The sequence below is a fragment of the Flavobacterium daemonense genome (assembly GCF_007341385.1).
Lineage (GTDB): Bacteria > Bacteroidota > Bacteroidia > Flavobacteriales > Flavobacteriaceae > Flavobacterium > Flavobacterium daemonense.
On record NZ_VJYD01000008.1, the window covers coordinates 102,856 to 115,993 of the forward strand.

General features: G+C 33.8%; 17 protein-coding genes. 13 read left to right on the forward strand and 4 right to left on the reverse strand.

Features of this window, described 5'->3' with window-relative positions; genetic code table 11:
- The first annotated feature begins 30 nt into the window (after positions 1–30).
- The 11 genes from FND99_RS12040 (at position 31) to FND99_RS12090 (ending at position 8,187) form a co-directional block, all read left to right on the forward strand.
- Positions 31–1,194 (forward strand): glycosyltransferase family 2 protein, encoded by a 1,164-nt coding sequence (locus tag FND99_RS12040; protein ID WP_144338210.1) that lies wholly within the window; start codon positions 31–33, stop codon positions 1,192–1,194.
- Between the two features lie 84 nt (positions 1,195–1,278).
- Complete coding sequence (locus FND99_RS12045; RefSeq protein WP_144338211.1) at positions 1,279–2,622, forward strand: dihydrolipoamide acetyltransferase family protein; 1,344 nt, start codon at positions 1,279–1,281, stop codon at positions 2,620–2,622.
- A gap of 204 nt (positions 2,623–2,826) precedes the next feature.
- Positions 2,827–3,597: a 3'-5' exonuclease gene (locus tag FND99_RS12050; RefSeq protein WP_144338212.1), complete on the forward strand. Its 771-nt coding sequence runs from the start codon at positions 2,827–2,829 to the stop codon at positions 3,595–3,597.
- 92 nt (positions 3,598–3,689) lie between these two features.
- A complete protein-coding gene (locus tag FND99_RS12055) occupies positions 3,690–4,301 on the forward strand; it encodes a fumarylacetoacetate hydrolase family protein (protein ID WP_144338213.1) in 612 nt (203 codons plus the stop codon).
- A complete protein-coding gene (locus FND99_RS12060) occupies positions 4,301–4,645 on the forward strand; it encodes an Hpt domain-containing protein (protein WP_133524699.1) in 345 nt (114 codons plus the stop codon). The genes FND99_RS12055 and FND99_RS12060 overlap by 1 nt, the downstream gene beginning before the upstream one ends.
- A 215-nt stretch (positions 4,646–4,860) precedes the next feature.
- Positions 4,861–6,114: a CinA family nicotinamide mononucleotide deamidase-related protein gene (locus FND99_RS12065; RefSeq protein WP_144338214.1), complete on the forward strand. Its 1,254-nt coding sequence runs from the start codon at positions 4,861–4,863 to the stop codon at positions 6,112–6,114.
- A gap of 71 nt (positions 6,115–6,185) precedes the next feature.
- Entirely contained in the window at positions 6,186–6,422 is a 237-nt protein-coding gene (gene rpmB, locus FND99_RS12070; protein WP_008468080.1) for a 50S ribosomal protein L28, read from the forward strand.
- A gap of 27 nt (positions 6,423–6,449) precedes the next feature.
- Positions 6,450–6,632, forward strand: a complete 183-nt coding sequence (rpmG, locus tag FND99_RS12075; protein ID WP_112087260.1) for a 50S ribosomal protein L33 — start codon at positions 6,450–6,452, stop codon at positions 6,630–6,632.
- Between the two features lie 75 nt (positions 6,633–6,707).
- Positions 6,708–6,860 carry a DUF4295 domain-containing protein gene (locus FND99_RS12080; protein WP_008468081.1) on the forward strand — a complete coding sequence of 51 codons (153 nt, stop codon included), beginning with the start codon at positions 6,708–6,710 and terminating at the stop codon, positions 6,858–6,860.
- A 187-nt stretch (positions 6,861–7,047) separates the two neighbouring features.
- Positions 7,048–8,001: a signal recognition particle-docking protein FtsY gene (gene ftsY / locus FND99_RS12085; RefSeq protein ID WP_144338215.1), complete on the forward strand. Its 954-nt coding sequence runs from the start codon at positions 7,048–7,050 to the stop codon at positions 7,999–8,001.
- A gap of 6 nt (positions 8,002–8,007) precedes the next feature.
- Positions 8,008–8,187 (forward strand): hypothetical protein, encoded by a 180-nt coding sequence (locus FND99_RS12090; RefSeq protein WP_144338216.1) that lies wholly within the window; start codon positions 8,008–8,010, stop codon positions 8,185–8,187.
- 93 nt (positions 8,188–8,280) lie between these two features.
- Here the strand turns inward: FND99_RS12090 and FND99_RS12095 are convergent, their stop codons facing one another.
- Together FND99_RS12095 and FND99_RS12100 are read right to left on the reverse strand one after the other, a co-directional pair.
- Positions 8,281–9,345, reverse strand: a complete 1,065-nt coding sequence (locus FND99_RS12095; protein WP_144338217.1) for a serine hydrolase domain-containing protein — start codon at positions 9,343–9,345, stop codon at positions 8,281–8,283.
- A 66-nt stretch (positions 9,346–9,411) separates the two neighbouring features.
- Complete coding sequence (locus FND99_RS12100; RefSeq protein WP_144338218.1) at positions 9,412–9,939, reverse strand: hypothetical protein; 528 nt, start codon at positions 9,937–9,939, stop codon at positions 9,412–9,414.
- A gap of 323 nt (positions 9,940–10,262) precedes the next feature.
- On the opposite strand from FND99_RS12100, the gene FND99_RS12105 reads away from it, so the two are divergent.
- Both FND99_RS12105 and FND99_RS12110 read left to right on the forward strand, forming a co-directional pair.
- Positions 10,263–10,703 (forward strand): hypothetical protein, encoded by a 441-nt coding sequence (locus FND99_RS12105; protein WP_144338219.1) that lies wholly within the window; start codon positions 10,263–10,265, stop codon positions 10,701–10,703.
- Complete coding sequence (locus FND99_RS12110; protein ID WP_144338220.1) at positions 10,684–10,980, forward strand: DUF721 domain-containing protein; 297 nt, start codon at positions 10,684–10,686, stop codon at positions 10,978–10,980. The genes FND99_RS12105 and FND99_RS12110 overlap by 20 nt, the downstream gene beginning before the upstream one ends.
- Before the next feature lie 118 nt (positions 10,981–11,098).
- Here the strand turns inward: FND99_RS12110 and FND99_RS12115 are convergent, their stop codons facing one another.
- Both FND99_RS12115 and FND99_RS12120 read right to left on the reverse strand, forming a co-directional pair.
- Entirely contained in the window at positions 11,099–11,518 is a 420-nt protein-coding gene (locus FND99_RS12115) for a nucleoside-diphosphate kinase (RefSeq protein WP_115888905.1), read from the reverse strand.
- A gap of 168 nt (positions 11,519–11,686) precedes the next feature.
- Positions 11,687–12,958, reverse strand: coding sequence for an acyltransferase family protein (locus FND99_RS12120; protein WP_144338221.1), 1,272 nt, complete (start codon positions 12,956–12,958; stop codon positions 11,687–11,689).
- Positions 12,959–13,138: the final 180 nt, after the last annotated feature.

The following is a 13,138-nucleotide window of genomic DNA, read 5'->3' on the forward strand; positions in this document are numbered from 1 at the left end:
TTCCCCAAAAATCTGCAGCCTAAAATTTTCATGCAATTATCGGTAATAATTCTTAATTATAATGTCAGGTATTTTCTGGAACAATGCGTTTTAAGTGTTCAGGGAGCGACTGCTATGCTTGATGCTGAAATTATTGTTATCGATAATAATTCAGAAGATGATTCTTGTTTGATGATGCAAAATCGATTTCCTTCGGTGAAACTCATCCAAAACAAAGAGAATTTTGGATTTCCAAAAGGGAATAATATTGGTGTAAAAGAAGCAAAAGGAAAATATATCTGCATTTTAAATCCTGACACCGTAGTTGCCCATGATACTTTTACTAAAATTTTGGCTTTCGCCGAAGAAAAAGAAGAACTCGGAATTATAGGCTGTAAATTAATTGACGGAACCGGAAAATTTCTTCCAGAAAGCAAACGCGGAATTCCAACGCCTTGGATTGCTTTTACGAAAGTTGCGGGGTTGTATAAAGTTTTTCCGAAATCAAAATTCTTCAATCAATATTACGCACAAGATTTGGACGAAAACGAAACTGGAAAGGTTGAGGTTTTAGTAGGCGCTTTTATGTTGATGGAACGCGAACTCTATTTAGATTTGAACGGATTTGATGAAAATTGTTTCATGTACGCTGATGATATCGATATATCGTATCGCGCTTTGCAAAAACAAAAATCAAATTATTATTTTCATGATACCACAGTTTTGCATTATAAAGGAGAAAGCACTGTTAAAGACGAAAAGTACATGAAGCACTTTCAGGAGGCAATGAACTTTTTGTATCAAAAACATTTTCAGAAATCATTCTTTTTTAGCGCTTTCATTCAAATTGGGATTTGGTTTTTTGCTTTTGCTAAAATGTTTCAGGGAAAACCAAAAAGAAAATTGGCACCCGAAAAGTATATTTTTTATTCTTCAAATAGCATTTTGTCTGAAAAATTGCCTGCAATTCTAAAAAATAAAGTAGAGTTTTTAGATTTCAAAAAAGAAAAAATGGTAAATTCGTGCCACGTTTTTAAGGGTAAAAAGGTTGAGATTATTTTGGATAATCAGTACGTTTCATTCAAAAAATGTATCAAAATCATAGAAACTATTAAAGATAAGAACGTTACTTTTAAGATTTTCCCCAAAAACACAAATTTTATTATTGGAAGCAATTCTCGAAATGACAGGGGTCAAATTTTAAAAATCGAGTAAAAAATTATATTAAATGTAATTTATATTTAAAAAAATCGGTAATTTCGCAATCTGAAAATCAAAATCACCCTTGAGGTTAACAATATGGCAAGATTTGAATTAAAACTTCCTAAAATGGGAGAAAGTGTCGCTGAAGCAACCATTACAAACTGGTTGAAAGAAGTGGGAGACAGAATTGAAGCTGATGAAGCAGTACTGGAAATTGCGACTGATAAAGTTGACAGTGAAGTGCCAAGCGAAGTGTCAGGCGTTTTAGTTGAGCAATTATTTGGTAAAGATGATTTGGTTCAAGTAGGACAGACTATTGCGATTATTGAAACAGAAGGTGATGCTCCAGCAGAAACAAAAGCTGAAGAAGTTGCAGTTCCGGAAGCAGTGGCAGAAATTGAAAAAACAATTGAAGCAGTAAAAGAAACGGTAAGCGTTCCTCAGGATTTTGCTTCATCTGATAAATTCTTTTCTCCACTAGTTAAAAATATTGCAAAGGAAGAAGGTGTTTCTATTGCTGAACTTGACAGTATTCAAGGTTCAGGAAAAGATGGCCGAGTAACAAAAGAAGATATATTAAAATACATTGAAGATCGCAAATCTGGAGTTGTTCTAGCTCCAAAAGCGGTTGAAGAAACTCCAAAAGCTACGGTTGAAACTGTAAAAACAGTTCAAACGCCAGAGCCAGTGGTTCAAAAAAGCCAACAAGCAGTTCCGGTTTCAGTAAATGGCGGTGACGAAATTATTGAAATGGACAGAATGCGTAAACTGATTTCAGGTTACATGGTAGCATCTGTGCAGACTTCAGCACACGTTCAATCATTTATTGAGGTTGACGTGACAAATATTGTAAAATGGAGAGATAAAGTTAAAACGGCTTTTGAGAAGAGAGAAGGCGAAAAGCTGACTTTTACGCCAATTATGATGGAAGCTGTAGCAAAAGCATTGAAAGATTTCCCAGGAATGAATATTTCTGTTGATGGCGAATACATTATCAAAAAGAAAAACATAAACTTAGGAATGGCGGCAGCTTTGCCAAACGGAAACTTGATTGTTCCTGTAATTAAAAATGCAGATCAGCTAAATCTTGTTGGAATGGCAAAAGCGGTTAACGATTTAGGAAACCGTGCTAAAGCTGGAAAACTAAAACCAGATGATACGCAAGGCGGAACTTATACGGTTACGAATGTAGGAACTTTTGGAAGCGTTTTCGGAACTCCGATTATTAATCAGCCTCAAGTTGGAATTTTAGCGCTTGGTGCGATTCGTAAAGTACCGGCAGTTATCGAAACTCCAGAAGGAGATTTTATCGGAATTCGTCAAAAAATGTTCTTATCGCACTCTTACGATCATAGAGTTGTAGATGGAGCGTTAGGCGGAAGTTTTGTAAAAAGAGTAGCCGAATATTTAGAAGCTTTTGATGTAGATAGAGATTTTTAATCGATTCATAAATAAATTTTAAACCCGGAAAATAAAGTGTTTTCCGGGTTTTTTATTGCTAAAAAAATCGGGAAAACATCTTTTTTGCATGACCGATTATAAAGTTAAAATTTAAAAAACAGGCTTTTTTTGGGTAAAAAAAATAAAAATAGGGGCGGAAAATTCGGCTTTTAAAATTACATTTGTAATCTTATAAAAATTAAAATGGAATTAAAACTAAACAAACCAATTTGCTTTTTTGATCTTGAAACCACTGGAATTGATATCGGTAAGGATCGAATCGTGGAAATTTCAATATTTAAAGTTTTTCCAAACGGAAATAAAGAAAGTAAAACTTGGCTAGTAAATCCTACAATTCCAATTCCTCCGCAAACAACAGCCGTACATGGCATTACTGATGAAAAAGTTGCTAATGAGCCAACCTTTGCAGAACTTGCACCTCATATTTATAATATGATAAAAGACAGTGATTTGGGAGGTTTTAACTCAGATCGTTTTGATATTCCGCTTTTAGCTGAAGAATTGCTTCGTGCCGGAGTTGATTTTGATATGAAAAATAAAGTTTCTGTAGATGTTCAGACAATTTTCCACAAAATGGAAGAACGTACTTTGAGTGCGGCATTGAAATTCTATTGCGGAAAAAGTCTTGAAAATGCACATTCGGCAGAAGCTGATACAATGGCGACTTACGAAATTTTAAAAGCGCAATTAGATCGTTATCCTGAATTGGAAAATGACATGAAAGCATTGTCTGAGTTTACAACACGTAAAAAGATTGCTGATTTTGCTGGAATGATTGCTTTTGATAAAGATGACGAGGAAATATTTACTTTTGGAAAACATAAAGGCGCTAAAGTTGAAAAAATATTAGAAACAGAACCTGGCTATTTCAGCTGGATTCAAAATGCCGACTTTCCTCTATATACCAAGAAAGTTTTGACAGGAATAAAATTGAGAAAATTAAATACAAAATAAGATTCTAAGTTGCTAAGATTCTAAGGTTCTAAGTTTTTAAGCTTGAATTCTTAGGACCTTAGAACCTTAGAACCTCAGTACCTTTAAAAAGAATGAAAATCATCTGTATCGGTAGGAACTATACCAATCACATTGCGGAATTAAAAAATGAGCGCCCAGCAGAACCTGTAGTTTTTATGAAGCCGGATTCGGCTGTTTTGCTGAAGCAACATCCCTTTGTAATTCCAGAATTTTCTGAGGAAATTCATCACGAAATAGAGATAATTGTTAAAATCAATAAAGTAGGAAAGTACATTGAACCTAAATTTGCTCACAAATATTATGACGAAATTAGTGTAGGTATTGATTTTACAGCCAGAGATTTACAAGATAAACTGAAGGCAAAAGGACTTCCGTGGGAAAAAGCAAAAGCTTTTGACGGCTCGGCGGTCATTGGAGATTTTTTGCCAAAAAGTGATTTCGTTTCTATGGAAAATCTTAATTTTGAGTTGACAAACAATTCTAAAACGGTTCAAAAAGGAAATACAAGTTTGATGTTGTGGAAAATTGATGAGCTTGTGTCATATGTCTCGCAGTTTTTTACATTAAAAATTGGAGATATTATTTTTACAGGAACGCCAGAAGGTGTTGCTTCTGTAAAACCAAATGATGTTTTAGAAGGATTTTTAGAAGATAAAAAACTATTCAGAATACAAGTAAAATAATGGCTTTAAAGTATAACCTTTCGAAAGTATATGCGCTTTCAGATAATGATCCAGAATTTGTAAACGAAATTCTTAAATTGTTCGTTACTGAAGTTCCTGAAGATTTAAAGCAGATCAAAGAAGGAATTAAGAAAAAAGATCATAAATACGCGTACTCTTATGCGCATAAAATAAAGCCAACATTAGACTTGATGGGCTTGAATGTCGCTTTTGAAGAAATTCTGCAAGTTGAAGCATGGACAAAAGCAGAAGGCAAGAAAAAAGATATTATCGAAACTTTTAAAAGTATAAAAATACAAGTAAAAGAAGCGATAAAAGAGATCAAAAAAGATTTTGATTTGTAAAATTATGGCGTGACCCTATTTTTGCCCTTTAAAAAATCAGGGCAAAAATAGGGTCGGGTTATTCACTATATCTTTTGTTCCAGAAAAAATCATTTTAACGAGCGCTTGACATTTGTCACAAAAGGATGCCGTTGCTACCCCTCACGCACCTCGGAACACGATAACCTACTTTCTATTAATGGCTTATATTTACTTAAGCGAAAAATTACATTTGAATGAAAGCAACCATTATAACTATTGGAGATGAAATTTTAATTGGTCAAATTATTGATACCAACTCGGGTTTTATTGCGAAATCTTTAGACCGAATTGGTGTTGAGGTGACAGAAATGATTTCGATCAGTGATGACAAACAGCAAATTTTGGACACATTTGCCCAACTTCAAAATAAAGTTGATATTGTTATTGTGACAGGCGGGTTGGGGCCGACAAAAGATGATGTTACCAAAAAAACATTTTGTGATTATTTTGATGATGTGCTGGTTGTAAATCCAGAAGTTCTAGCGCATGTTACGCAATTGATAGAAGGTTTTTATAAAAGACCAATTTCGCAATTGAATAAAGATCAGGCATTAGTGCCGTCAACTTGTACAGTGCTTCACAACCAAGTTGGAACTGCGCCGGGAATGTGGATGAAAAAAGAAAATACAGTATTTGTGTCGCTTCCGGGAGTTCCGTACGAAATGAAATATTTAGTTGAAGAGGAGATAATTCCGAAAATTGTACGTGAATACAAACGTCCTTACATTATTCATAAAACCATTTTAACCTACGGTCAAGGCGAAAGTTTAGTTGCTGAAAGAATCGAAGAATGGGAAAATAATTTACCCGATTTTATAAAATTGGCCTACTTGCCAAATCCTGGAAGAGTCCGTTTGCGTTTAACGGCAAGAGGGACTGATAAGGAATTGTTGGAAAAAACAATCGAGGATAAGGTTCGCTCTTTAGATGTTATAATTCATGATATAATAGTTGGTTACGAGGAAAATGAAACCATTGAAACCGTAATTGGCAAATTGCTTTCTAAGCAAAATAAAACAATTTCAACAGCAGAAAGTTGTACAGGAGGGCGAATTGCTTCGCTTTTATCTTCTGTGCAAGGTGCGTCAAAATATTTTAAAGGAAGTGTAGTTTCATATGCAACAGAAGCTAAAGTCAATGTTTTAGGTATTTCGCAGGAGTTGATAGATGAATATTCGGTTGTTAGCTCGCAAGTTGCGTCGGCTATGGCTTTGAGTGTGAAAGAGATGCTCAAAACAGACTATGCAATTGCTACAACAGGAAACGCCGGCCCCTCAAAAGGCGACTCAGATGCTGAAATTGGTGCTGTTTTTATTGCTTTGGCGACTCCAGACGACATAATTGTAGAAGAATTTAACTTTGGTCAACCGCGTGAAAAAGTGATAGATAGAGCTTCAATTAAGAGTTTGGAAGTATTACAGAAAGAAATTTTAAAAATTGTGCAATAATTTTTTGCTACAATGGTTTATTTTTCTTTTCTTTGCACCCTGATTTTGAATAACGATAAAAGATAAGTATAATGTCAAGAGTTTGTGACCTTACAGGTAAAAGAGCGATGGTAGGAAATAACGTTTCTCACGCTATGAACAAAACTAAGAGAAAGTTTTCTGTAAACTTAGTTAAAAAGCGTTTTTATCTTCCAGAAGAAGATAGATGGATTACTCTTAGAGTAGCAGCATCTACGATAAAAACAATTAATAAAAATGGAATCACTGCTGTTTTGAAAAAAGCACAGTCAGAAGGATTTATCAAATAATCTTTTCCTAAATAAATATATAGCAAGATGGCAAAGAAAGGTAATAGAATCCAAGTAATTTTAGAATGTACTGAGCACAAGACTTCTGGTGTTCCAGGAACTTCTAGATATATTACAACTAAGAACAAAAAAAATACTCCAGACAGATTAGAGATTAAAAAATTTAATCCAATCTTGAAGAAAGTAACTGTTCATAAAGAAATTAAGTAATAATTAGAGATTTTTGTAAATCTCGAGTGGTTTGGCCATGAGAGTTTTATAAAAGCTTCAAATAACATTTGAATCATGGCAAAGAAAACCGTAGCATCGTTACAAACATCTTCTAAGAGATTATCAAAAGCCATTAAAATGGTAAAATCTCCTAAAACTGGTGCATATACATTCGTAGAATCTATTATGGCTCCTGAAGAAGTTGATGAATTCTTGAAAAAGAAATAATTACAATTACATTATATAGAAAAGCTACTTTCATTCGGAAGTAGCTTTTTTATTACCTATATTTGTCTAAAAATTTAGAGAATCGCAACAATTGTCTCTTTTTTGGCAAACAATTGCACTTTCTCTAAAGATTTGGGTTTCTGATTTGAATATCAAGAAATCTAATAATCTAATAATCTACAAAAAAATGAGTTTTTTTAAAAAATTATTCTCTAGTGATAAAAAAGAGACTTTAGACAAAGGTCTTGAAAAATCAAAAACTACTTTTTTCTCAAAATTAAGTAAAGCCGTTGCTGGAAAATCTAAAGTCGATGACGATGTTTTAGATAATCTGGAGGAAGTTCTTGTAGCGTCAGATGTTGGTGTAAATACTACTTTGAAAATTATCGAGAGAATCGAAAAACGTGTTGCTGAAGACAAATATCTTGGTACTGATGAATTGAATCAGATTCTTAGAGATGAAATTGGGGCATTATTATCCGAAACAAATACAGGTGAAGCAACAGAATTTGAAGTTCCAAAAGACAAAAAACCTTATGTGTTGATGGTTGTTGGGGTGAATGGTGTTGGAAAAACCACTACAATTGGTAAACTTGCATATCAGTTTAAAAAAGCGGGACATAAAGTCGTTTTAGGTGCTGCAGATACTTTCCGTGCGGCAGCAATAGACCAATTACAAGTTTGGGCAGATAGAGTTGATGTGCCAATCGTTAGACAAAATATGGGGAGCGATCCAGCTTCTGTAGCTTTTGATACTTTGCAGTCGGCAGTAGCTCAAAATGCAGATGTTGTTATTATTGATACTGCTGGACGTTTGCATAATAAAATCAACTTGATGAACGAGCTTTCAAAAGTAAAACGCGTTATGCAAAAAGTTGTTGAAGATGCGCCGCACGATGTACTTTTAGTTTTAGATGGTTCTACTGGTCAAAATGCTTTTGAACAAGCAAAACAGTTTACCGCTGCAACAGAAGTAACCTCATTAGCAGTAACTAAATTGGACGGAACAGCAAAAGGCGGTGTTGTAATTGGTATTTCAGATCAATTTCAAATTCCGGTAAAATATATTGGTGTCGGTGAAGGAATTGAAGATCTTCAGGTCTTTAATAAGTATGAGTTCGTTGACAGTTTCTTTAAATAAATTATAATGAATTTTGATTCTTTAAAAAATATAACGCCATTGACATTTTATTTTGCGAGCGTTATTTGTCTGGCGTTGTCAAATGTAGCGAGAGACAAAAGTCTTACCTTTTACTATATTTTATTAGTATTAGGTGTTGGATTATTCTTTATGGGTGTTCTTAAAAGAATAAAAACCAAAAGATAATTTGAGATAATTTGAGATAATTCTGAGGTGATTTTATACTGGTGTTAAATATTTTACCAATATAAAATCACTCTGAAATAGAAAGAAAATTATTTACTGATACAAAGCACTAATTTTCTCCCACAAAGTTTTATCAAAATCCGATAGAGCCAGATTTACATTGTCTGCGGCATCTCCCATTCTGATTACAACCATTTTTTTGCTCGGAATTACATATATTTTCTGGTCGTTTTTTCCTAAAGCCATAAACATATCGTTTGGAGCTGTTGGAATTATGCTTCCTTGAAAAGTAAGCTGTGATTGTGGCAGGTGATAGGAAGTTTTTCCGTTTAACCACCATAAATATCCATAACCTAAATTAATGTCTTGAGAGGTTGTGGTTGCTTCGTTAAAATACGCGTCGTTTAAAATGATATTGTTTTCCCATTTCCCTTTGTTTAGCATTAAAAGTCCAAAACGCGCCATACTTCGGGATGTGCTTGTATAAACGCTGTTTACACCCAACTGAACCCAATTGCCATTCATTCCAATTTTGTCTCTTAATTTGCTGTTGAAATAAGTTTCCCAACTTTGTCCGCTTGCTTTTGCCACTACATCTTGAAGTTTTACATATACATTATGATAAGCCCAGCGTGTTCCTGCGTCAGCTTTGTAGATTAAATTGACTGGATCTACATCGTCCGTGCTGTCATCAAGACCAGAGGTCATGGTTAGTAAATGTTTGCAGGTAATTAGGTTTTCTTTTGCGAGTGTTTCGCTTGTCCAGCCTGTGCCAAGATATTTCGAAACTTTATCGTTTATGTTTAATAAATTTTCTTGCTGTGCTATTCCGGTTACAGTTGAAGTCAATGTTTTTCCGGCGCTGGCCCAATACCAATTTGTAGTTGCTGTGTGATTGTTGAAATAATTTTCTAGAACAATTCTACCGTTTACTAGAATGATAAAAGATTTGGAATTTTTTGCCTGCAAATAGTCTAAAAGTGGTTGAACTGCACTTTGATTCCATTTTAGGTCTGATATAGATTTAGTTTCCCAGTTTGTTCCAGTCAATGGAGGAAAATACATATTTTCGGCTGGAACCGAATCCGGTTCGGGGGTTTCTTTGCTACAGGCTGTAAAGAGTAAGACTGTCAGTACGATACAAATAATTCTGGTCATGTTTTTTAGTTGTGGTTTGTGTTTTGACCAAAAATATGCAAAATAGTTTAATCCAATTTGGAAATATTATTGTTGAGTGTTGTCTTGGCGAAGTTTCCATTTTGTTCCATTTGTAAAAATCGCTTCATAAGCTCTCGCTGCAATAATTGTGTTGGCATCTGTTGAAAAATCTTCCCAGATTTTTGTTGCTGTTTTTTGCTTTTTTAGTAAAAGTGTTGATTCTCCGGTATATTCGCCTTTGATGAAATAGTGGTTGCCAGATGCTGGTTTGTTAAATGAATTTTCGCAATACCATTCAAATTTAATTGCCTTGATATTTTTTTTGCTGACGTTTTTAAATATCAGGTGAATATCTTTATGTTCTGAATACTCGTTTTTGAGCAATAATGCTGAAACGATTTTAATTGGCGAGGTTCTAATGTTGGTTGTATCTATAAATTTTTCTTTTGAACTTTTTGTTGAATCAAGAGTTTCGTTGTCTTTTATTGTTTTTATTTTGGGACTTATTTTATATTGTTCTGCAAGTTCTTTTTTTTCTGTTTTATTGCATGAAACAATACATAATAAGATAAATAATATTAATATTCTTGTCATTATTTGTATTTGTTTTTTGTATTGTATTTAATGAAGAAGCAAACGGTAAAAGTGTTTAATTTAGATTAGAATACTGTGTATAATAAGGCATAAAAATATATCGATGAGTTTTTTTTATTGTTATTTTAGATTAATTATAGTTGTAAAAAAAATTTCTTTTGAATGATATAAGGTTAACTTTGCAGTACACGTAATTTTCTTTTGAAAACTGGAGGCCTAGCCCTGATGGGAGCGGCATCCTTTTTTGTCTCGTTTTTTTCTAACGAGACAAAAAAGATACAGCGGACAGCAGGAATAGCTCCTTATTAATATTATAATTTATTATGAAAAACACTTTTATGATTTTGGTTTTATCACTTTTGATGATAAGCTGTAAACAAGATATTAAACCGGCAGATATTGCAAAATTGAATGGTTATTGGGAAATTGAAAAAGTAGTTTTTGATAAGGGCGAGGAGAAGGCGTATGGAATGAATGAAAATTTTGATTTTTTTAAAATTACGGGAACAAAGGGAACGAGAACAAAAGTGATGGCACAGCTTGATGGAACTTTTTTAACAACGAATACTTTTGAAAATGTGTCGGTTAGGTTTTCTGATAAAGGAACTTTTTTAGATTATAAGACGAATTATGCAAAGTGGAGCGAGGAGTTAATTTCAATTTCGGATAAAGAATTTGTGGTAAAAAATGATCAGAACAAGGAATACCACTATAAAAAAGCAGAACCAATTAATATTTTGAATGATGGCAAAAAGACTAAATAACGAAAGTACGATTGGGGCTGTTTTGCAGCAGATTATTCAGGTGAACAAATTACAGCCTGGAATGGATCAGATTGATGTAAAAGATGCTTGGACAAATTTAATGGGTAACGGCGTTAAAACATATACAAGAAATGTGGTTTTGAAAGGAAGTACGTTGTACGTTGAATTAGGTTCGGCTGTTTTAAGGGAAGAATTAAGCCACGGAAAGTCTAAAATTGTTAAAATGATCAATGAAGAATTGGGGCGTGAAGTGGTGAAGGATGTAGTTTTAAGATAGTGGTCAGTGTTCAGGTTTTTAGTGTTCAGATAAAAAAAATCCCAATTCATTTGAATTGGGATTTTTTAGTATTATGTAGTAGTTCACTGCCAACTAAAAGCTGAATACTGAAAACTAATTAAAACTGCTCTCTACCAGCAAAGTGGAATGCACTTTCGATTGCAGCGTTTTCGTCGCTGTCAGATCCATGAACTGCATTTTCTCCGATAGAAGTTGCGTATGCTTTACGAATAGTTCCTTCAGCAGCTTCAGCTGGGTTTGTAGCTCCAATTAAAGTTCTGAAATCTTCTACTGCGTTGTCTTTTTCTAAAATTGCAGCAACAATTGGTCCGCGTGACATGAATTCAACTAATTCTCCGTAGAAAGGTCTTTCTGCGTGAACTGCGTAAAATGCTTGAGCATCAGCTACAGTTAATTGAGTTAATTTTAATGAAACGATTTTGAAACCTCCGTTAGTAATCATTGCTAAGATATTCCCGATGTGTCCGTTTGCAACAGCATCTGGTTTAATCATTGTAAAAGTTCTATTTGTTGCCATTTTATTGTGCTTTTTAAATTTTGTGCAAAAGTAGACTTTTTTTATGAATTGATTTTAATAAATTCATAATTAAAACGTAGTAGAATAATGTTTTGACCAAGAAAAGTTTTTCACAATAAAAAAAAGACGCACTGCTGTGCGTCTCTACATATATGGTTCAAAAAAAAATTAAACTTTGAATATTAATTTGTTCCTGTAGAATATCCACAAAATAAATGTCCAGATACAAACGTAAACTAACGCGCCTGCAAGTGAAGCGGTCATTGGATTACTAAAAAATGGTGCGATCCAAAAGCTGTATAAGTAATTTAATAAATTGATTTTTTCTTCAGGCTTATGCGGATTCTGAAATTCGATCATTATTAGAGCTTGCGGAATAATCTGAGAAGAGAAAAATACAATCATTGGATTAACGCCCCAAATCAAGAATAGTTTAAAGCCTTTTTTGTAATCAGTGATATCGATTATAAAATACAAAACAGTTAGGAATACAGTTGATAATCCGGTAGTATATAAAACATAACTGCTTGTCCAGAGAGATTTGTTTATTGGAAAAACAACATCCCAGATTAATCCGAAAAAAATGAGCGCAGTTCCAGCTATTCCCATTTTTTGTGCTTTTTGGATCTTGGTCAAATCAAGCAGTAAAAGTTTGCCAATCAATAATCCTATGATTCCGTTTACGATTGATGGAATTGTGCTTAAAATCCCTTCTGGATCCCAAGTTATTGTTTCTCGATACATATGACCTTTCAGTAAGACACTGTCCAGCCAAGCTGCCAGATTTGTGCCTTTTTCAAGATTGGCATCTCCAATTCCGGGAACTGGAATTAGTGTCATTATTGCCCAATAGCCTAGTAATAAAACTATCCCAGTAATGATTTGTGTTTTTTGAGATGTTTTTAAATACAAAAGTGAAACCACAAAATAAACAATCGCGATTCTTTGCAATACGCCCGGAAGTCTGACATCTTGATAGGCTTTGATACCGCTGTAAGCTAAAAACAAGTAAATAATAAGAATTGAAAAAGCGAGAATGTTTTTGATTTTCGAACTAAAGTTGCCCATTAAAGCATAGCCAACACCAATTGTTAGGGCTAAACGACCAATTAAAAGTGGAATTCCTTCAAGACCAAATAATTGAATTTTTCCAAAAAAGTTAAAGAAGATTCCGAGGCAGAACATTCTTAAAGAACGAATCAGAATTTTATTGAAAGTGGTATTGTCATAAAATTTATCTGGCATTGCAAGCGGTACTGCAACTCCCATAATAAAAATAAAAAAAGGAAAAACTAAATCGGTTGGCGTACAGCCGTTCCATTCGGAATGCAGTAAAGGCGAGTAAACATGCCCCCAGTCTCCCGGATTGTTGACGATTGTCATTAATAAAATTGTGAGTCCACGAAAGACATCTAGCGAAATTAAGCGTTCTTTTACCATTGGTTTTGGGTAAATTGGTTAGTTAATGTTTTTAAAAATCGCTATTTGGTTTGGAGGATAATAATTTTGAGAAGAGAGGTGGTTATTTGGTTCTCAGGAATTATTATTTATTTTTTTTTTTTTTTTTGCCACGAATTACACGAATTTTCACGAATTGTTTTTTGCTTTTTTACGACTAGA